Here is a 19,483-nt window from a genome sequence, read left to right as displayed (position 1 = left end):
AGCCCCCGATGTACGCCCCCCGTCATTTCGAAGAGACCCGGCCCGAGGTGCTGCACGAGCTGGTGCGCAGCCATCCGTTCGGCCTGCTGGTCACGCAGGACGCGCACGGCGAGCTCGCGGCAAACGCGCTGCCCTTCCTGCTGGAGCACGACGCGGCCGGCCGCGCGGTGCTGCGCGGGCACGTCGCGCGTGCCAACCCGCTGTGGCAGGCGGCGCGCCGCGATGTCGCGTCGCTGGTGGTGTTCCAGGGGCCGCAGGCGTACGTGTCGCCGGGCTGGTACGCGACGAAGGCGGAACACGGCAAGGTGGTGCCGACCTGGAACTACGTGATGGTGCAGGCGCGCGGCCGGCTGCAGGTGCACGAGGACGCGCCGTGGCTGCTGTCGCTGGTGACGCGGCTGACGCAGCGCCACGAGTCCACGCTGCCGCAGCCGTGGGCGGTGGCCGACGCGCCGGCCGATTTCGTCGACGGCCTGCTGCGCGCGATCGTCGGCATCGAGATCCCGGTCGACGCGCTGGTCGGCAAGTGGAAGGTGAGCCAGAACCGGTCGAGCGCCGACCGCGAGGGTGTCGCCGCGGGGCTGCGCGCCCAGGGCGGCGACGATGCGGACACTATGTCCAGGCTGGTGCAGCCCGGCGCGTGAGTCCCCGGGGGGATACTCGCGCTGCGCCGCCCGAGCGGCACACCGCACGATGAAACCCCTCTTCGCCCTGCTCCTGCTTGCCGCCGCCTTCAGCGCGCGGGCCGCGCCGCCGGTGCCCGACACGATCGCGCAGCGCCTGCAGGCCTGCACCGGTTGCCACGGCAAGGAGGGGCGCGCCGCGCGCGACGGCTATTACCCGCGCATCGCCGGCAAGCCGGCCGACTACCTGTACCACCAGCTGCAGGGCTTTCGCGACGGCCGCCGCCAGTACGCGCTGATGACCGGCCTGCTCGACCCGCTGAGCGACGCCTACCTGCGCGAGATCGCCGCGTACTTCTCGTCGCTCGACCTGCCGTATTCGCCACCCGCGCCCGGACCCGCGCTGCCAGCCGAGGTGGCCCGCCGCGGCGAAGCGCTGGCGCGCGACGGCGACGCCGCCCGCAAGCTGCCCGCCTGCACGCAGTGCCACGGCAGCGCGCTGACCGGCGTCGCGCCGGCGATCCCCGGGCTGCTCGGGCTGCCGCGCGACTACCTGGTTGCGCAGCTTGGCGCCTGGCGCACCGGCACACGGCGGGCGATGGCGCCCGACTGCATGGCGCACGTCGCGCAGGCGTTGACGACCGACGAGGTCAGCGCGATCGCGCAGTGGCTGGCGGTGCAGCCGGTGCCCGAGCCGGCCCACCCGTCGGCAACGCTGCCCGCGGCGTTGCCGATCGCTTGCGGCGGCGTGCCCGACGTGACGAAGGCGGTGCCATGAAGCGCGTGCTGATCGCCGTCGTGCTGCTGCTCGTCGCGGTCGTCGCGCTGGTGCTGGCGCTGAACTTCCGCGACGAAGCGCCGCTGCTGGCCGATGCCGCACCGTTCACCGCGCAGCAGGTCGCGCGCGGCGCGTACCTGGCGCGCGCCGGCAACTGTGCCGGCTGCCACACCGAGCGCGGCGGCGTGCCGTATGCCGGCGGCCGCGGCATCGCGACGCCGTTCGGCACGGTGTTCGCGCCCAACCTGACGCCGCACCCGCAGCACGGCCTGGGCGGCTGGACCTCGGCGCTGTTCTGGCGCGCGATGCACAACGGCCGCTCGGCGGATGGCCGGTTGCTGTACCCGGTGTTCCCGTACACCGAGCTGACGCACATCACGCGCGAGGATTCGGATGCGCTGTTCGCCTACCTGCGCAGCCTGCCGGTCGCCGACACGCCGAACCGCCCGCATGTGCTGAGTTTTCCGTACGACACGCAGGCGGCGCTGGCGGTGTGGCGCGCCGCGTTCTTCCGGCCGGGCTCGGTCGCGCACGACGCCGGCCGTTCGGCGGCCTGGAACCGCGGCGCGTACCTGGTCGAGGGCCTCGGCCACTGCAATGCCTGCCATTCGAGCCGCAATGCGCTCGGCGCGAGCTCGGGCATCGCGCTCGGCGGCGGGCTGATCCCGATCCAGAACTGGTATGCGCCGTCGCTCAACGATGCGGACGAAGCCGGCGTGGCCGACTGGACGCTGCCGCAGATCGTCACGCTGCTGCAGAGCGGTGTCGCCCACCCCTCGCGCGGCGGCAGCGTCACCGGCCCGATGGTCGAGGTGGTGACCGGGAGCCTGCAGCACCTGAGCGCCGACGACCTGCTCGCGATGGCGACCTACCTGAAGGCGCTGCCGCCGCACGACGTGAAGGATCCGCCGAAGCCCGCGCCGATCTCGGCCGCCGCGATGGAGCACGGCGGCAAGCTCTACGAGCAGCACTGCGTCGGCTGCCACGGCAAGCAGGGCGAAGGCGCGCCGCCGGCGTATCCGCCGCTGGCCGGCAACCGTGCGGTGACGATGGCGTCGGCCGCGAACCTGGTGCACATCGTGCTGGAAGGCGGCTTCGCGCCGTCGACGCCGGCGAACCCGCGGCCCTACGGCATGCCGCCGTTCGCGACCGTGCTCAGCGACGCCGAACTGGCCAGCGTGCTGAGCCACGTGCGCGGCTCCTGGGGGAACGCAGGAACGGAAGTGTCGCCGCTGGACGTCGCGCGGCTGCGGAAATGACGCCCCGCGTCAGACCAGCGCGCTGACCTGAACGGCGGCCAGCAGGCCCAGCCCGAGGGCCAGCAGCCAGCCCTTGACCTCGCCGCGGCGTTGCGCCGGCCGCAACCGGTGCGGGCGGCTCAGCATCGCGAGCACCACCGACGCGCTGCCCGACACCACGAACAGCACGGCCATCGCGAGGCTCAGGCCGCTGTCGGCGCGCTGGTCGGCCATGTGCATCACGATCACGCCCATCAGCGCGCCGGCCCCCATCGACATCAGCGAATCGCGCGACGTGGCAACGGAGGAAGGGGACGGACCGGTCGACTGCGGCATGGGAGGCTCTCTGGAAGGAGCCGCCATTGTCCGCAGGACGGCGCCCGGGCGATCGCTGCAACAGGCGGTGAAACCGTGGCGAATCCCGCACCTGCTCCGACTTGTGCGCGCGATTGACGCCCCTGGCGAGCACGGATAGGCTGCAGACCGCGAACGATTTCACGAACTGCAGGGAGATCACACGATGCCGTTGCGCCGTTGCCGTCCGCTCGCCGCCGCCTTCGGGCTGCTCCCGCTGCTGGCCGCCACTGGCGCGCAGGCCGCCGACGCGGCCGACTACCTGAACCAGAAACTGTGGGTGCAGATCGGCGCGTTCCGCCCGTCCATCAGCTCGCACGTCCAGGTCGACCGCTCGAACACCGGCGCCGCCGGCACCGACCTGCACCTCGAGGACGAGCTCGGCCTGCCGGAGCACAAGACGCTGGGCACGCTGCTGGTCGGCGCGCGCTTCGGCGACCGCTGGCGCGCCGAGTTCGAATACTTCTCGCTGAAGCGCAGCGCTGACAAGACGGTGCTCGAGACCGAGATCGTGGTCGACGACACCACCTTCCCGGTGTCGGCCGCGATCGACAGCGAGTTCGACTCGAAGGTGGCGCGCGCGAGCGTCGGCTACTCGTTCTACAAGACCGACGAGGCCGAGGCCGGCGTGGTGGCCGGGCTGCACGTCACGCGCTTCAAGTTCAGCGTCGAGGGCCTGGGGCAGATCGACGGCAGCACCGTGGCGGTCCGCCGCGAGGAGGCTGCGCACACCGTGCCGCTGCCGACCATCGGCGCCTACGGCACCTGTGCGTTCGCGCCGAACTGGCTGGCCTCGGGCCGCGCCGATGCGTTTGCGATCGACTACAGGGGCCACAAGGGCCGGCTGCTGAACCTGCAGGCCAATGTTCAGTACCGCTTCACCGGCAATTTCGCGCTCGGCGTCGGCTACCGCTACGACCAGTACAAGGTCACCGAGACGCGTCGCGACCCGCGCGGCGAGGTGCGCTACACCTTCCAGGGCCCGCAGGTCTTCATCGACGCCGGCTTCTGAACCGCCTCGTGGAAACGACCGCCGCAGTGTCCGCGCCCGATCCCGCCGTGTTCCTGCACGTGCGGGTGGTGCTCAGCATGGTGGTGAGCCTGAGCATCGCGCGCCTGCTGTCGGGGCTGGCGGTGTTCGTGCAGCACCCGGGCCGGCAGAAGGCGTACTGGGTGCACCTGCTGTGGGTCGCATCGACCTTGCTGCTGCTGGTGCACTTCTGGTGGTGGGAGTTCCGGCTCGCGCAGCTGCCGGTGTGGCGCTTCGAGCTCTATGCCTACGTGCTGTTCTACGCCGGGCTGAACTACCTGCTGTGCGCGGTGCTGTTCCCGAACGACCTCGACGAATACGACGGCTGGCGCGACTACTTCATCTCGCGCCGGCGCTGGTTCTTCGCGCTGCTGGCGCTGAGCTTCTTGGTGGACCTCGGCGACACCTGGATCAAGGGCAGCGCGCTGCTGCCGAAGCTCGGGCTCGAGTACCCGCTGCGCGCCGCCGCCTACGTGCTGCTGTGCGCGGCCGCCGCGATCATCCGCCACCCGGTGTTCCACGGCGTGTTCGCGGTGGGCAACCTGCTGTACCAGGCGTCGTTCATCGTGCGGCTGTATGACGTGATCGCGTGACGCGACCGCGCGTCGCCGTCAGGGTTTCGACGCGGCCGACGCCGCCGGCGGGGTAGGCACCGGCACGATCACACCGGGCGCGAGCGAGATCTCGTCCTGCACGCGCACGTTGGTGATGTAGTAGCGGGTCTCGCCGAAGCAGCTGCCCGGCAGGCCGACCTTCTGCTCGTAGTGCAGCGCGACGCGCTTGCCCATCACCGCATTGACCTTGGCAGCCGCCTCGTCGTCCCAGATCGTGAAGCGGAACTTCTCCGGCGTGCTGCCGGGCAGCGACACCAGCGCCAGCTCGCCTTCCCAGGTCTTGCAGATCCAGCCCTTGTGCGACAGCTGCTGCACCCAGCCGGCGCGCTCGCCGTCGGAGTAGCTCCACTTCATCACGCCGAAGAAATAAAGCACCACCAGGGCCACCAGGACCACGGGCACCAGCAACCATTTCATCGCGCGCATCGGGCTTCCTCCGGGAGACAGGGGCGGCCGCGCGTCGATCGCGCGGCTCGGTTTTGCTGCGCCGGAAGTCTACCGTCAGCGGGCCAGCCTGGCCGCGATCTCGGCAACGTGGCGCCCCTGGAAGCGCGCGCCTTCGAGTTCGTTGGCCGAGGGCTGGCGCGAACCGTCGCTGGCGGAGATGGTCGTTGCGCCGTACGGGCTGCCGCCGCTCACCTCGTCGAGCTTCATCTGGCCCTGCCAGGCGTACGGCAGGCCGACGATCACCATGCCCTGGTGCAGCAGCACGGTGTGCGTGCTGAGGATGGTGCTTTCCTGGCCGCCGTGCTGCGTGGCGGTGCTGGCGAACACCGAGCCGACCTTGCCGATCAGCTTGCCGGCGAACCACAGCGGGCCGGTCTGGTCGAGGAAGTTCTTCATCTGCGCGGCCATGTTGCCGAAGCGGGTCGGCACGCCGAAGATGATCGCGTCGTAGTTGGGCAGCTCGTCGACGGTCGCGATCGGCGCGGCCTGGTCAAGCTTGAAGTGCGAGGCCTTCGCGACCGCCTCGGGCACGATTTCCGGCACGCGCTTGATGTCGACGGTGGCACCGGTGCCACGCGCACCTTCGGCGACGGCCTGGGCCATCGTCTCGATGTGACCGTAGCTGCTGTAGTAGAGGACGAGAACCTTGGCTGCCATGTGTGCTCCTGGTTGGTGGGCTGAGCGCATTCTGGGCGCCGGCAGCCGGCGCGGATTGCACCGGAGCGAACACAGGCTTCAAATCGGCTGAACGGCCTGGGATCAGAACGGAATGTCGTCGTCCATGTCGTCGAAGCCGGTCGACGACTTCGCGGCCGGCTTGGTGGCTGCCGGGCGCGAGGCCGGTGCGGGGCGTTCGGCCCGTTCGGCGCGCTCCGGCCGATCGCCACCACCACCACCGCCGCCCGAGGCGCCACGGCTGTAGCCGCCACCGCCACCGCCGCCGCCTTCGTCACCGCCGCCACCGTCGCGGCCACCCAGCAGCTGCATGTTGTCGGCAATGATCTCGGTGGTGTACTTCTCGGCGCCGTCCTTGTCCTGCCACTTGCGGGTCTTCAGGCGGCCTTCGACATAGCACGAGCGGCCCTTCTTCAGGTACTCGCCGGCGATCTCGGCCAGGCGGTCGTAGAACACCACGCGGTGCCATTCGGTTTCTTCCATCTTCTCGCCGGAGGTCTTGTCCTTCCAGTTGCGCGAGGTGGCGATGGTCACGTTGCAGATCGCGGCGCCGTTGGCGGAGTAGCGCACTTCGGGGTCACGGCCCAGGTTGCCGATGAGGATGACTTTGTTGATCGAGGCCATGGAAGCGGCTCCTGAAAAGGTGGAACAGGGGAAAGAGGGGTGCGGCGAGGGGAATGCCCCGATTATCAGCGATGCATCTGGTCACGCCCGGGCAACGAAACTTCACACGGACCAGGGTCAACGTCGCTCCGGCGCTGCCGTTGTCGGTGCAGGGTCGCGCCACTCTTCACCCACCACCCTGAACCGGAGTTCCCACCATGAAGCTCACCATCCTGATCGGCTCGATGATGCTGGCCGCCAGCGCCGGCGCTTTTGCCCAATCCACCACGGCCGGCAGCGTCCAGCGCGACGTGAACCAGCAAGAACGCATCGAGCAAGGCCTGAAGAGCGGCCAGCTGACCACCCAGGAAGCGGGCAAGCTCGAACGCGAGGAAAGCCATGTCGACAAGCTGCAGGCGCAGTCCCTGAAGGACGGCAAGCTGACGCCGGCCGAGAAGGCCCGCCTCGAAGCCGCCCAGAACAAGGCCAGCCGCGACATTGCCGCCGCCAAGCACAACGGCGTCACCGGCAACCCGAATTCCGCCTCGTCGCAGCGCATGCAGGCCGACGTTCAGCGCAACGTCAACCAGGAAAAGCGCGTCGAGGCCGGCGTGCAGAACGGCTCGCTGACGAACCACGAGGCCGCCAAGCTGGAGCGCGGCCAGGCGCACGTCGACCGCAAGGAAGCGGCGGCCGCCCGTGACGGCCACGTCGGCGCGGCGGAAGAGCGCGGCATCCAGCGCAGCGAGAACCGCCAGAGCCGCAAGATCCACCGCCAGAAGACGGACGCGCAGGTCCGCAAGGGCTGATCAGGGTTCGCCGTCCCAGTACTCGAGATCCGTGTCGGCCCGGTGCATCCGCCCGAAGCCGAACGGATCGCCGTCGCGCGTCGCGGTCGCCAGGTACTTGCCCGAGTCGGGGTACTCCACCACCTCCGGGCTGTCCTTCGTGCTGATCGACAGGTACTTCAGCGGCGCATCCGAGGTGTTGATGATCTGGTGCGGGTACTCCGGCCCCGGCGGGATGAAGACCACGTCGCCGGCCGTCAGCGGCAGGTGCTCGCCAGCCACCCGCAACGTGCCCTCGCCCTCGAGCACGATGAACATCTCTTCCTGCGCGTAGTGGAAGTGGTACGGGCAGCTGCGCTTGCCCGGCGCCACCACGTCGATGCTCGCGCCCAGCTTCAGCGCCGCCGTGCCCTTGGCCAGGCGCGCGCTCATCGAGTCGTACAGCGGTTCGCGCACATCGTGCGTGCGCGCGGCGCTCTCGAAGTTGCGGATCAACAGCTGCCGCAGCTGCTCGGCGCGCGGCGTGTGGAGGTCGGTCATCGGCGGTCTCCTGGTGAAGGCGCAAGGGTGCCAGAAACCGGCCCGGAACGCGCCGGACAACGCCCCGAGTAACATCGCGGCCTCGCTCCGCCCTGCCCGCCCGCCCCACGTGACCCCCGAAGCCTCCACCGCACCGCTGCAGATCCTGCAGGAGGTGTTCGGCTACACCGCGTTCCGCGGCGCCCAGGAATCCATCGTCGACCACGTCAACGCCGACGGCGACGCGCTGGTGCTGATGCCCACCGGCGGCGGCAAGAGCCTGTGCTACCAGGTGCCCGCGATCGCGCGGCACCGCGCCGGGCGCGGCGTGGCGCTGGTGGTGAGCCCGTTGATCGCGCTGATGCACGACCAGGTCGGCGCGCTCGAAGAGGCCGGCGTGCACGCCAGCTTCCTGAACTCGACGCTGACGCTCGACGAGACGCAGAAGATCGAGCGCGAGATGATGAGCGGCCGCCTCGTGATGCTGTACGCCGCGCCGGAGCGCATCACGACGCCGCGCTTCCTCGCGCAGCTCGATTCGCTGCACGAGCGCGGGCTGCTGAGCCTGTTCGCGATCGACGAGGCGCATTGCGTGAGCCAGTGGGGCCACGACTTCCGCGAGGACTACCTCTCGCTGAACGTGCTGCACGAGCGCTACCCCGGCGTGCCGCGCATCGCACTGACCGCCACCGCCGACGACCTGACCCGCGCCGACATCATCGAGCGGCTGCAGCTGCAGGACGCCCGCGTCTTCATCAGCAGCTTCGACCGGCCGAACATCCGCTACGGCATCGTCGAGAAGGACAACGCGCGCGCCCAGCTGCTGCGCTTCATCACCGACGAGCACGAGGGCGATGCCGGCGTCGTCTACTGCCAGTCGCGCAAGAAGGTCGACGAGACCGCCGACTGGCTGAAGACCGAGGGCATCAACGCGCTGCCGTACCACGCCGGCATGGACGCCGACGTGCGCAAGCGCCACCAGGACCGCTTCCTGCGCGAAGAGGGCGTCGTGATGGTCGCGACCGTCGCGTTCGGCATGGGCATCGACAAGCCCGACGTGCGCTTCGTCGCCCACCTCGACCTGCCGAAGAACATCGAGGGCTACTACCAGGAGACCGGCCGCGCCGGCCGCGACGGGCTGCCGGCCGACGCCTGGATGGCCTACGGCCTGGCCGACGTGGTGAACCAGCGCCGCATGATCGACGAGAGCCCGGCCGGCGAGGAATTCAAGCGCGGCCAGCGCGCCAAGCTCGACGCGCTGCTGGCGCTGGCCGAGGCGCACGACTGCCGCCGCGTGCGGCTGCTCGCCTATTTCGGCGAAGCGAGCGAGCCCTGCGGCAACTGCGACAACTGCCTGCACCCGCCGGCCACCTGGGATGCGACCGAGGCCTCGCGCAAGGCGCTGAGCTGCATCTACCGCTTCCACCAGAACAACGGCCAGCGCTTCGGTGCCGGCCACCTGATCGACGTGCTGCGCGGCAAGACCACCGACAAGGTGACGCAGTACCGCCACCAGTCGCTGTCGACCTTCGGGGTCGGCGCCGACCTGAGCGAGGTGCAGTGGCGCGCGGTGCTGCGCCAGCTGATCGCGCTCGGCCACCTGCGCACCGAAGGCGAATACAACACGCTGGAGCTGACCGCGAGCGCGCGCGAGGTGCTGCGCGGCGAGGTGCCGCTGCTGCTGCGCGAAGCGAGCGAAACGCCGAAGGCGCGGCGCGGCGGCAGCAAGGGCAAGACCGGCAAGACGGCCGGTGGGCGCGACAAGCCGCCGCCGGTGCCGCTGGACGGCGACGGGCTGCAGCGCTTCGCCGCGCTGAAGGCCTGGCGCGCCGAGGTGGCCCGCGAGCACGGGCTGCCGGCCTACGTGATCTTCCACGACGCGACGCTGGCCGAGATGGCGCGCGCGCAGCCGTCTTCGCTGGGCGACCTCGGCCACATCAGCGGCGTCGGCGCGAAGAAGCTGGAAGCGTACGGCAGCGAGATCCTGCGCGTGCTCGGCGAATGAGCGGGCGCAGTCCCGAAACCCTGCCGTACGGGCTGGGCGCCGCGATCCTGACGGTGCTGGCCTTCGTGCTGCTGGAGATGCTGCTCGGCGGCCTGCTGGCGGACCTGCAGGACACCCTCGCGATCACCGACGCGCAGCTCGGCGAACTGACGCGCGTGCTGGCCACCGGCCTCGTCGTGTCGACGCTGCTCGGCTGGCGCGGCCTGACGCATGCGCAGATGCTGCACGACGCGCCGTCGCCGCCGCTGCGCACGCTGCTGATGACCGCCGCACCGCTGCTCGCGCTGCTGCCGCTGCTGTGGTCGGTCAACGGCTGGATGGACTGGCTGCTGCAGGCGCTGCTGCCGCTGTCGGCCTGGGAGGCGGAGTGGTTCGCGCATGCGGTCGACGGCTCGTTCGCATCGACGCTGTCGGCCTGCGTGCTGGCGCCGGTGCTCGAGGAGATGCTGTTCCGCGGGCTGATCCTGCGCGGGCTGCTGCTGCGCTACCCGCCGGCCACCGCGATCGTGCATTCGGCCGCGCTGTTCGGGCTCGCGCATTTCAACGTCTACCAGTTCTTCGTCGGCTTCAGCACCGGGCTGGTGCTCGGGCTGGCGTACCAGCGCACGCGCTCGCTGTGGCCCTGCGTGCTGCTGCACGCCGCGTTCAACGCCGGTGTGCTGTGGATGGCCAGCAGCGACGGCCAGGCCTTGGCCGACGCGATCGGGCAGCCGCTGTGGCTGCCGGTCTCGCTGGCGCTGTTCGCCTGGGGGCTGCGCCGCGTGCTGCGCCTGCCGTCGAAGGCGTAGGCCGCCTCAGGGCTCGGCCGACTGGCCGGCCACCAGCACCGGCGGCAGCCACAGCTCGATCACGCCCGGGCGCGGCACCGCCGAGCGTCGCCGCTCGCGGATCCACACGCCGTCGATGCGCGTCGGCGTGACCCACGGTTCGCCGATGAAGCGCGACAGCGCGAGCGCGCATTCGCGGCTGGCCGGGTCGTGCAGCACGAAGGTCGGCACCGGCCACGGCACCGGGCGGCGCTGCTGGCGCAGCTCGGCATTGCGCGCCGCATTGTCGATCGGCGCCACCTGCACCAGCACGTCGGCCTCTTGCTGGATCGCCTGGCGCAGCGTGCTCGCCGCCTCGCGCGAGGCCTCGTCGTAGATCTCGATGTACAGCGTGCTGCGTTCGTCGCCCTGGCGGCAGGCGCCCAGGCTTGCCCGCTGCGGCGAATCGGCCGGCAGCGCCGGCACCGGGGGCGGCGCCGGCAGGTCCACGTGGGCCGCGCTTGCGAGCTGCGACGCGCGGCCGGTCAGCGCGAGCCAGATGCGGCGCGCCGCCTCCGCCTGTTCGTCGGGCGAGGTGCCGGGGTGCCAGTAGCTGAACGCGGTGTTCTCGGTCGGCGGCTTCTGCACCACCGCGCACAGGTCGTTGCGCAGCCGCTGGCTGGCGGCCACGCAGTCGGCGCTCGGGTCGGCGTCCTTGCGGCATTCGTCGGCGATGCGGCCGGCCAGCCGCTCGACGCCGGCGCGCTCCAGCGGGCGCATCGCCGGGCTGCCTCGCAGGTCGAACAGCAGCGAGGCCTGCGTCACCACGTGCTCGGCCACCTTCGGGCAGCGGCCATTGAAGTCCTGCAAGGCCTTCGACACCTCGGTGAACAGCGCGCGCGCCTCGGTCTGCTGGTCGACGCGGTTGCGCTGCAACTGCTCCTGCACCTGCCAGATCGACAGCAGCAGCGTGCCCGACGCGCCGAGCCCGATCGTCGTCGTGATCGCGGTGGCCTTCGCGGCGCGCCGCCACAGCGGCTCGGCCTTCGCGCCGGCGGCCGCCTCGTCGCCGGCGCTGCGCAGCCGCGCGGCCACGCGCAGCCCGTGCCGCGCCGGGCTGCGCCAGCCGGGCAGCTGCGCCAGCCAGGTGTCGTGCAGCGCGCGGCCGAAATCCTCGCCGAGCCGGTGGTAGCTCTCCCACTGCGCCTCGTCGAAGGACTGGTCCCCGGTCGATTCGTGCGGAAAGCGCTCGTGCTGGCGCGCATAGGCGAGCAGGTCGACGTCGAGCGCGTCGTGCAGGTTGGGCTTGACCACCAGCAGCGTCGCCTCGGGCCGCCACGGCCCGCGCGGGCCGATGCGCTCGCGGTAGCGCACGCGCGCCAGCAGCACGCCGCGGCTCGAATGGTTGTCGGCCATGTGCTCCGGCGACAGCACGGTCAGGTCGCTGCCAGCCAGGCTGAACAGGTGCTGGGCCTCCTCGCGGGTGTAGAAGTCGATCTCGGCGCCGAAGTCGATGCGCGCCTTGCGCACCAGGTTCTCGATGTCGCCGAAGCTGTAGTCGCCGTCGCAGCTGCCATCGGCGAGCACCATGAAGTCGGTCTCGCGCTTCAGCAGCGGGTAGATGCCGCTGTTCTCGAAGTGCCCGCCGTCCGACAGGTACCACCACGGCCGCTCGACGCCGTAGAAGGTGGCCGAGGCCTCGCTCGCCAGCATCAGCGGCTTCGGCGCGAAGCGCCAGGCGAGGCGGCTGAGCCAGCGCAGCTGCACCGATTCGCGTGGCGCGCGCACCCAGTGGCCGAGCCGCACGCCGAGGAAGTACACCAGCAGCGCGAGCCCGCGCGAGGTGTACGAGCCGGCCCCCGGCGAGGCCGCCGCGCCGGACACCGCGATCCAGCGGCCCAGCGTGCCGGTGTCATCGCCCGGCTGCAGCGCGACGAACTCGGCCGGGCCGATCTCCAGCCCGCGCCAGGTCGCCGTCACCGCGGTGCCCTTGCGGTCGGCGTTGTAGAGGCCGCTCTGGTCGTCGCGCGTCTGGTTCAGGCAGGTGCCGACCAGGTGGATCGGGCCGCCGCGCGTTTCGGGGCGGTAGCTGTCGAGCGCGCTGTCGTCGCCGTCGACGACGCTGGTGACGTCGTGGGTGGCCTTGCGGGTGCCGTCGGCGCGCGGCAGCGGCCCGCCGGCCAGCCCGCGCCGCGGGTTGCCGACCGCCAGGTAGGCCCGCGTCAGCCGCGCCCGGTAGAAGCTGTGCAGCGACGAGGTGTTCGCCATCTGCGCATTGCCGGCGGTCAGCACGATCCAGCCCAGCCACAGCCCGCCGACCAGCAGCGCGCGCATCCACGCCGGCACCTCGCGCAGCGCGCTGAAGGTGTCGGGCGCGAACACGAACCACTGCAGCACGACCAGCCAGGCCGTCACCAGCGCGAGCAGGCCGACCAGCGAGCCGACGTCCATCAGCCGCGGCAGCCAGCCGCGCGCGCGGGCGCCGGCCTCGGCCGCCATCTGCTGCAGCGGCTGCGCGAGCCGGCGCAGCACCAGCACCACCAGGCCGCCGAAGCCGACGCCGCCCCACAGCCACTGGTTGCCCGACTGCAGTTCCTCCAGCACCCACCAGCTGCCGCGGTCGAGCGCGCCCAGCCCACCGATCGCGACGACCACCAGCGTGGCCGCCTTCAGCCAGCGCGTCAGCTGGTTGCGCAGCCGCGCGACCGCCAGCGCATGCGGCTCGCGGCCGAGCGCGAGCCGCGCCTGCACGAACAGCTGGCCGACCACGATGGACAGCAGCGCGAGCAAGGCGGCGGTGGCCCAGTCGAGCGCGTCGTGCACCGGGTTCACCGTGTCGCCGCTGCGCAGTTCGCGCAACAGCAGCCAGGCGGCGAAGGCCATCGCGGCGACGAACACCACGTCGCGCCAGCCCGGGCCGACCGCGCGCGCACCGGGGTCGTGGCTGTCGCGCGCCGCCCAGTAGCCGGCCACCAGCCCCGGTGCGGTCGCGGCCCACAGCGCCAGCGCAACCGGCCACCACGGCGTGAACCAGCGCTCCCAGCCCTGCGGGTCGAGCCGCTGCGTGCTGTGCTGCGCCAGGTGCGGTGCGATCACCAGCAGGCCGAGCAGCATGCAGGCGAACATGAATTCGGTGTGGATCGCGAGCCAGGCGCGCAGGTAGGTGACGACCGCGATGCCGAGGTCGCGCGAGCCGGCCGGCGACAGGTAGCGGCCGTTGCGGCGCAGCCATTGCAGCACCGGTGAATCGCTGCGCGCGAGCAGCGCCTGCGCCTGCGGCAGCCCGAACGCCTGCACGAGCCGGCCGAACATCGCGCCGGTGTAGCCGCCGCCGGAGACGGTCGACAGGTAGTCGACGCGGCCCAGCATGCCGTCGGCCACCAGCGACCGGTCGGCCGGGTCGGCGCGTTCGCTGTTCGGCTGGCCGTGGTTCTGCGCGAGGCCGCGCAGCAGGCCGAGCGCGAAGGTCGCGCTGCGCACGCCGCCGCCGGACAGCGCGAGGCCGACGGTGGGCAGCGCCAGCGCCGGGTGGTCGGCATCGTCGGCCAGGCCGAGCGCGCAGCGCCGCCGCGCCTGCAGCGCGAGCCGCTCGGCCTGGTGCAGCGCCGGCCAGTCGTCGGGCAGCGTGGATGGAGCTGAAGCGGCGGATGCCGGTGCGTCGTCTGGCTTCATGAGCCGTGTCCCCTTGGGGCCGTTCGCGTGGCGGCCTCGGCGCGACTGTAGGACCGCTCGCGAGGCTTGTCAGCCGCTGCCTGACCGGCGATCTAGGGGGACGCCTGACAGGGCGTGTCAGCCCGGTGAAACCCAGCTGTAACCGCCGGCACGAACGTCAACAAATGCCGTGGTCTTGTGCGCAGACAGGCGTCAGGGTCCGAAACGATGGCTTCGTGCGAACGCGGTGACGTCGAAAAGAAGGAGCACAGACAGACCTGTTCGAAAGCCTGCCCATGTTCCTGCCCCGCCTCTCCCACGCCGCATGCCTCTCCGCCCTGGTCGGCCTGGCCGTGGCGGCCTTCGCGCCCGCGGCCTCGGCCGAGAGCTGGGGCCTGCACATCGCGAGCAAGCACATCCCGGCGAAGCGCTACAACAACTCGAACCCCGGTGCCTACTACCGCAGCGACGAGAACTGGACCGTCGGCGCGTACCACAACTCGCTGCGCCGCAACAGCGTCTACGCCGGCTACACGCTGGAGCACGGCCGCTTCGGCGTGACGATGGGCGGCGTGACCGGCTACGACCATGCGGTGCAGCCGCTGTTCGTGCCGACGGTGTCTCTGTTCACCGTGCAAGGCGTGACGGCGCGCATCGCGTTCATTCCGCGCGTCGAAAAACGCATCGGCTCGCACGTGCTGCACCTGATGGTGGAGTTCTAAGGCACACGCTCCGCGCTGTGCCACGGCGTCCAGATCAAGGCCGCCGCGAAGCTCGCCGTGCTGCTGCGCTCGAACAGCGGGCTCGCGCGATTGGCCGCGCCGCCGTGGTTGTTCAGCGAAGCCCCGAGGCTCAGCACAGTGTCGGTCGCGATGCGCCGTGACCACCACGCACGCAGGCCGCTGCCGAAGTAGCCGGCCGTCGCGTCGTAGCTCGGCCGCTGCGCGGTCGCGTAGCGCGGGTCCACCTGGTAGAAGTAGTCGTGCAGCGCTTCGCTGGCCCAGGTGCTGACGACGCTCAGCTGCACCTGGCTTTCGCTGTCGGGCCACCCGCGACGCTGCCAGCGCAGCTCGGGTTCGACGACGCTGCCGTGTCGGTCGATGCGGCGCCCGTCGGTCGAGAACACCGCGCGCGCCTTCAGGTGGGCGCTGACCTGTTGCCCGTTCTCCAGCGGCAGCCGCCAGCGCAGCTGCGGGCCGAGCTCGAACAGGTAGTCGAGGCCGGGCATGCCGCGCCGGGCGTCGTTGTCGCGCGCATTGAACGCGGCCGCGCCGGACAGATCGAGTTCAAGCCGCCCGCCGGCGAACAGCCGGCTGCGCACGCCGTCTTCGTCGACCCGCAACCGCTCGCCGCGGTACACGAAGATCGGCACCGGCGCGACGCGCGAATGGCGCGTGCCGGCGGCCGGGTAGTCGGGGCCGTTGACGGCGACGCCGCCGACGCCGATCTCCCACAGCGGCTTGCCGCTCGGCGTGGCCTCGACCGTCGCGGGAAGCGCTTCGGCCTGCTGCGCGTGGGCGAACGGGGCGGCGAGGAACAGGAGGATGGAGAGGACCCGCGGCAGCCGGCGCATCAGGGCGTCACGTCCAGGCTCAGCACGCTGCTGTCGGCCGCATGGCCGTGGTTGTCGACCGCCCGCGCATAGACGCGCACCGTGCTGCGGCCGTCGGTCGGGCCGGTCAGCGTCCATTCGTAGGGCGAGAAGCTGTCGCCGCCCAGCAGCACCGCGCTGCCGCCGTCGAGGCGGTAGAAGCGCACCTCGTCGATGCCGCTCTCGTCGCTGGCCGCGGCGGCCAACCTCACCGAGCCGCCGGCCTGCACCGAGGTGGACGACGCGACCAGCTGCACGCTCGGCGGGCCGTCACTGTCGAAGCCGTCGCTCCATTCGACATAGAAGCCGCCACCGCAGGCGGTCAGCAGGGTGGCACCGGCGAACGCAGCGGATGCAGCAGATGCAGCAGACAGAAGGGCAGATCGTCGCATCCGCGGATGCTACCCCGCTCGTCGCGCGCGCGGCACCGCGCCGGCCGACGACCTCACACCGCGGTCCACCAGCGCTGGCCGGGGTGCGGCGCGTTCAGCGACAGCCGCTCGCCCATCTCCGGCGTGGCCAGTCGCACGCCGTGCGCCGCGGCCAGGTCGAGGATGCGGTCGAACGGCTCGTGCCAGGGGTGCAGCGCGAGATCGAAGGTGCCGTTGTGCACCGGCATCAGCCAGCGCCCGCGCAGGTCGAGGTGGGCCTGCAGCGTCTCCTCGGGCTGCATGTGAACCTCGGGCCATTGCTTGTCGTAGGCGCCGGTCTCGAGCAGCGTCACGTCGAACGGGCCGAAGCGGTCGCCGATGGTCTTGAAGTCGGCGTGGTAGCCGGTGTCGCCGCTGAAGAACAGGCGCAGGTCGCCGGCAACGATCACCCACGACGCCCACAGCGTGCTGTCGCCGTCGCGCAGGCTGCGACCCGAGAAGTGCTGCGCCGGCGTGGCAACGAATTGCACGCCGTGCACGCTGGTCTGCTGCCACCAGTCGAGCTGGCGCACCTTCGCGGCATCGATGCCCCACGCGATCAGCCGGTCGCCGACGCCCAGCGGCGTGACGAACACCTCCACCTTCGGCGCGAGCTGCAGGATCGCGTCGTGGTCGAGGTGGTCGAAGTGGTCGTGCGACAGGATCACGCCCTTGATCGGCGGCAGCCCGTCGATGTCGATCGGCGGCGCATGGAAGCGCTTCGGGCCGGCCCACTGCACCGGCGACGCGCGCTCGGAGAACACCGGGTCGGTCAGCCAGAACTCGCCGGCCAGCTTCAGCAGCAGCGTCGAATGGCCGAGCCGGAACAGGCTGGCATCGGGCGCGTCGGCGAGCAACTCCGCGCTGAGCGCCTGCACCGGGATCGGCGCGCGCGGCACCGTCGTGTCGGGCTTGCTCGTCAGCACGCGCCAGGCGATGCCGAGCGTCTTCAGGAAGCCGGGCGACTGGCGCGGCACGACGTTGCGGAACTTGCCGTCGCGGTGCTGCGGCGACGTCGTGTGGTCGGCCGCTGCGGTGCGGCGGGGGCAGAGGGTGGCGGAACTCATGGCGGGATCACTCCGGTGACGGAAACAGCGCGGGCGTTCAGCGGCGCGCCGATGGGGATGCGGGCGCGCGGCACACCAGCCGGATCGCGACGCGCAGGCGCTCGCGGTAGTCGGCCGTGCTGCGCGCGTGGTGCTTGATGCCGTGCGACGCGGCGGACAGGTGCTGGGCCAGGTCCTTCGCGCTGACGCCGGCGTCTTTCCAGGCGGCGGCGACGCCGCTCGACGTCAGCGCGCGCGACAGGTCGGCGACCAGCGCCTGCTCCAGCTCGTCGAGCACCGGGCCGACCAGCTGCGTCGCGGTCGCGAACAGCTCGGCCAGGTGCTCCTGCGGCAGCTCGGTGCCGTCGGCCTGCGACTTCAGCGCCATGAAGGCGGCCAGCAGGCGCTCTTCGATCGGCAGCTCGTCGCGCGCCAGCGCCGCGCGCATCGTGGCGCGGCTCTGGCCGATCAGCTGCACCACCACCTCCTTGAACAGCGCCTCCTTGTTGGCGAAGTGCAGGTAGAGGCCCTGGCGCGACAGCTCGGCGGCGCGCGCCAGGTCGTCCATCGAGGTCTTGCGGTAGCCGTAGCGCAGGAAGACGCCGGCCGCGGCCTGCAGGATGGCGTCGCGGCGCGCGCTGGTCGGCTCAAGGGTCTCGGGGGGCATGACGCATTCGATGCAAGTTGATCGGTTGCATCAACTTTACATCATGCGCACATATTGTCAAGTGCGCTTCAGCTTGGCCAGCTCATCCCCCACCAGCTTCACGACCAGCCGGTCCAGCGTCTGCACCGAGTACTGCTTCACGTCGTGCGTCGTCTGCGTGCCGGGGCCGCTGGCCGGGTCGGCGCCGTCGCGGTAGGTCAGGAACACGAAGCGGCCGGCGGTGTACTGCGCCATCTGCCGGTAGATGTACTCGCCGACCGGATCGAGCCCGCTCGCGCCGACCGCGAACAGCTTGATGCCCTTCGCGAGCGCGGCCTGCATGTCGGTGTCGTACTGCGGGCCGCCGTAGTCCAGGTGCGGCGGCGCATCGGCCACCAGCACCACCATGCGGGCCGCGTCGCGCCGCCAGCTCAGGCCGTGCACCACCTCGTGCAGCGCTTCGTTCAGCGCCTCCGGCGTGTCGCCGCCGCCGTTCGCCTGCAGCTGGCCGAGCACCTGCTGGAAGCCGCGCAGGTCGTCGGTGAAGTCCTGCGTGCGCGTCAGGAACGCATCGCCGCGGTCGCGGTAGGCCACCAGGCCCCAGCAGACGTCGGGCTGCAACGGCAGCTGCGCGATCTGCTGCGCCATCGCGTGCATCGAGTGCTTCAGTTTGGCGATCTCATCGCCCATCGAGCCGGTCGCGTCGACCATGAAGACCAGGTCGAGCCGCGCACGCTGCGCGGCCACCGGCTGGCCGAGCCGCACCTGCACCGCACTCGCCTGGCCGCGCTGCAGCTGGGCGCGGCCCTGCACGCCGTTCTTGCGCACCGCGATGCCGAGCACGCGATCCCCCTGCACGCCTTGCGGCAGGAAGGCGCGCGGGTGCAGCCAGACCCGGCCGGCGGTGTCGGTCCGCGCCCACATCACCGGCTGCGCGAGGCCGGGGCGCTGGATCGCCACCTCGGCATCGTGCACCGGATCGCCCTGCGCATCGGTGACCTCGAGCAGGTAACGCTCGGCGATGTCGCGCTCGCGCACCGGCAGGCCGGCGTTGCGCTGCCGGTACGCGAGGTACTCGCCGAAGTCGGCGTTGTCGTCGACCATGCCGGCGGTGACGGTCTCGCGCGCCGGACGGGGCTTCGTCGGCTGCGGTGCAGGCGGTGCCGGCCAGGGCTCGGGCGCGAACGACGCGCTCGGCTCGGGCGCGGCTTTCGCGGCCGGCGACACCGGGGCCCCTGCGCGCTCGCGCACCGAATCGGCCGCCGATCCCACCGCCATCGCCGGCTCGTCGCGCCGCTCCGGCGCGGCCTTCAGTTCGGCCTTCAGCGATTCCCGCTCGATGCGGTCGGCGCGGCCCAGGCGCCGGTTGCCTTGTTGGCCCGCGCCGCCGGGCACCTCGCGCATCGCGGGCAGGCGGTGGCAGCTGGTCGCGGACGGCGGGCTGAACGCGGGCGGTGCATCGTCGAGCTGCGGCGGCGCGTCCTGCCAGACCGGCGGCCAGGGCTCGGCGGCCTGCGCGAGGTTGCCGTCCAGGCTGCCGGCGCAGGCGGCCAGCAGCAGCGAGGCGATCAGCACCGAAGTGAGCGTGCGGCGCGGGGTCTTCATCGTGTCCATGCGGGTCTCCAGGGTTGTCGGAACGTGACCCGGGCTGACACGCGGCAGCCGGCACGATGGGGTGAACCGGGTGCGAATTCTTTTTGCGGCCCGTCGTTTCACCCC

At 71.5% G+C, this 19,483-nt stretch carries 20 protein-coding genes; 9 read left to right on the top strand and 11 right to left on the bottom strand.

The genetic code is table 11. The features are described from left to right. Positions 1-8: 8 nt before the first annotated feature. From ASC98_RS27325 to ASC98_RS27315, 3 genes are read left to right on the top strand one after another with little or no spacing between them, the layout of a single operon-like run. The gene (locus ASC98_RS27325) at positions 9-644 is read left to right on the top strand and encodes an FMN-binding negative transcriptional regulator (protein WP_056813270.1); all 636 of its coding nucleotides are present in this window, start codon (positions 9-11) and stop codon (positions 642-644) included. A gap of 49 nt (positions 645-693) precedes the next feature. Next, the gene (locus ASC98_RS27320; protein WP_056813268.1) at positions 694-1,401 is read left to right on the top strand and encodes a c-type cytochrome; all 708 of its coding nucleotides are present in this window, start codon (positions 694-696) and stop codon (positions 1,399-1,401) included. Then, entirely contained in the window at positions 1,398-2,660 is a 1,263-nt protein-coding gene (locus ASC98_RS27315; protein ID WP_056813265.1) for a cytochrome c, read from the top strand. The genes ASC98_RS27320 and ASC98_RS27315 overlap by 4 nt, the downstream gene beginning before the upstream one ends. A gap of 9 nt (positions 2,661-2,669) precedes the next feature. On the opposite strand, the gene ASC98_RS27310 is transcribed toward ASC98_RS27315, so the two are convergent. Then, positions 2,670-2,975, bottom strand: coding sequence for a hypothetical protein (locus tag ASC98_RS27310; RefSeq protein WP_056813263.1), 306 nt, complete (start codon positions 2,973-2,975; stop codon positions 2,670-2,672). A 184-nt stretch (positions 2,976-3,159) separates the two neighbouring features. On the opposite strand from ASC98_RS27310, the gene ASC98_RS27305 reads away from it, so the two are divergent. Beyond that, positions 3,160-4,005: an outer membrane beta-barrel protein gene (locus tag ASC98_RS27305; RefSeq protein WP_056813258.1), complete on the top strand. Its 846-nt coding sequence runs from the start codon at positions 3,160-3,162 to the stop codon at positions 4,003-4,005. Positions 4,006-4,013: 8 nt separating this feature from the next. Continuing rightward, on the top strand, positions 4,014-4,616 hold the full coding sequence (locus ASC98_RS27300; protein ID WP_082541888.1) for a hypothetical protein: 603 nt from the start codon (positions 4,014-4,016) through the stop codon (positions 4,614-4,616). 18 nt (positions 4,617-4,634) lie between these two features. On the opposite strand, the gene ASC98_RS27295 is transcribed toward ASC98_RS27300, so the two are convergent. From ASC98_RS27295 to ssb, 3 genes are all read right to left on the bottom strand, one after another. Further along, positions 4,635-5,063, bottom strand: coding sequence for a hypothetical protein (locus tag ASC98_RS27295; RefSeq protein ID WP_200953015.1), 429 nt, complete (start codon positions 5,061-5,063; stop codon positions 4,635-4,637). 75 nt (positions 5,064-5,138) lie between these two features. Further along, complete coding sequence (wrbA, locus tag ASC98_RS27290) at positions 5,139-5,741, bottom strand: NAD(P)H:quinone oxidoreductase (RefSeq protein ID WP_056813255.1); 603 nt, start codon at positions 5,739-5,741, stop codon at positions 5,139-5,141. 102 nt (positions 5,742-5,843) lie between these two features. Continuing rightward, positions 5,844-6,383 (bottom strand): single-stranded DNA-binding protein, encoded by a 540-nt coding sequence (gene ssb / locus ASC98_RS27285; RefSeq protein ID WP_056813252.1) that lies wholly within the window; start codon positions 6,381-6,383, stop codon positions 5,844-5,846. A gap of 197 nt (positions 6,384-6,580) precedes the next feature. On the opposite strand from ssb, the gene ASC98_RS27280 reads away from it, so the two are divergent. After that, the gene (locus ASC98_RS27280) at positions 6,581-7,171 is read left to right on the top strand and encodes a hypothetical protein (protein ID WP_056813249.1); all 591 of its coding nucleotides are present in this window, start codon (positions 6,581-6,583) and stop codon (positions 7,169-7,171) included. Here the strand turns inward: ASC98_RS27280 and ASC98_RS27275 are convergent, their stop codons facing one another. Further along, complete coding sequence (locus ASC98_RS27275) at positions 7,172-7,690, bottom strand: cupin domain-containing protein (RefSeq protein WP_056813246.1); 519 nt, start codon at positions 7,688-7,690, stop codon at positions 7,172-7,174. A gap of 109 nt (positions 7,691-7,799) precedes the next feature. Between ASC98_RS27275 and recQ the strand changes: the two genes are divergently transcribed. Continuing rightward, complete coding sequence (recQ, locus tag ASC98_RS27270; protein ID WP_056813244.1) at positions 7,800-9,674, top strand: DNA helicase RecQ; 1,875 nt, start codon at positions 7,800-7,802, stop codon at positions 9,672-9,674. Continuing rightward, positions 9,671-10,462 carry a CPBP family intramembrane glutamic endopeptidase gene (locus ASC98_RS27265; protein ID WP_056813240.1) on the top strand — a complete coding sequence of 264 codons (792 nt, stop codon included), beginning with the start codon at positions 9,671-9,673 and terminating at the stop codon, positions 10,460-10,462. Before recQ ends, ASC98_RS27265 begins: the two co-directional genes overlap by 4 nt. A gap of 6 nt (positions 10,463-10,468) precedes the next feature. Here the strand turns inward: ASC98_RS27265 and ASC98_RS31410 are convergent, their stop codons facing one another. Further along, on the bottom strand, positions 10,469-14,092 hold the full coding sequence (locus tag ASC98_RS31410; RefSeq protein ID WP_056813237.1) for a hypothetical protein: 3,624 nt from the start codon (positions 14,090-14,092) through the stop codon (positions 10,469-10,471). A gap of 275 nt (positions 14,093-14,367) precedes the next feature. Here ASC98_RS31410 and ASC98_RS27255 point away from each other — a divergent pair, with 275 nt between their 5' ends. After that, the gene (locus tag ASC98_RS27255) at positions 14,368-14,793 is read left to right on the top strand and encodes a hypothetical protein (protein ID WP_056813234.1); all 426 of its coding nucleotides are present in this window, start codon (positions 14,368-14,370) and stop codon (positions 14,791-14,793) included. On the opposite strand, the gene ASC98_RS27250 is transcribed toward ASC98_RS27255, so the two are convergent. Genes ASC98_RS27250 through ASC98_RS27230 form a run of 5 tightly spaced genes read right to left on the bottom strand, consistent with a single transcriptional unit; the run spans position 14,790 to position 19,378 of the window. Beyond that, positions 14,790-15,644, bottom strand: a complete 855-nt coding sequence (locus ASC98_RS27250) for a MipA/OmpV family protein (RefSeq protein ID WP_056813231.1) — start codon at positions 15,642-15,644, stop codon at positions 14,790-14,792. The two genes, ASC98_RS27255 and ASC98_RS27250, sit on opposite strands and share 4 nt — an antisense overlap. Continuing rightward, positions 15,644-16,054: an Ig-like domain-containing protein gene (locus ASC98_RS30905; RefSeq protein WP_056813228.1), complete on the bottom strand. Its 411-nt coding sequence runs from the start codon at positions 16,052-16,054 to the stop codon at positions 15,644-15,646. Before ASC98_RS30905 ends, ASC98_RS27250 begins: the two co-directional genes overlap by 1 nt. Before the next feature lie 53 nt (positions 16,055-16,107). Continuing rightward, positions 16,108-17,139, bottom strand: coding sequence for an MBL fold metallo-hydrolase (locus tag ASC98_RS27240; protein ID WP_056813225.1), 1,032 nt, complete (start codon positions 17,137-17,139; stop codon positions 16,108-16,110). A gap of 37 nt (positions 17,140-17,176) precedes the next feature. Next, positions 17,177-17,785 (bottom strand): TetR/AcrR family transcriptional regulator, encoded by a 609-nt coding sequence (locus ASC98_RS27235; RefSeq protein ID WP_056813222.1) that lies wholly within the window; start codon positions 17,783-17,785, stop codon positions 17,177-17,179. Between the two features lie 57 nt (positions 17,786-17,842). Then, positions 17,843-19,378 (bottom strand): vWA domain-containing protein, encoded by a 1,536-nt coding sequence (locus ASC98_RS27230; RefSeq protein WP_056813220.1) that lies wholly within the window; start codon positions 19,376-19,378, stop codon positions 17,843-17,845. Between the last annotated feature and the right edge of the window lie 105 nt (positions 19,379-19,483).

The sequence above is a fragment of the Rhizobacter sp. Root1238 genome (assembly GCF_001425825.1).
Lineage (GTDB): Bacteria > Pseudomonadota > Gammaproteobacteria > Burkholderiales > Burkholderiaceae_C > Rhizobacter.
The sequence above is the reverse complement of the archived record's forward strand: the minus strand, read 5'-3'. Positions and strand labels throughout refer to the sequence as shown.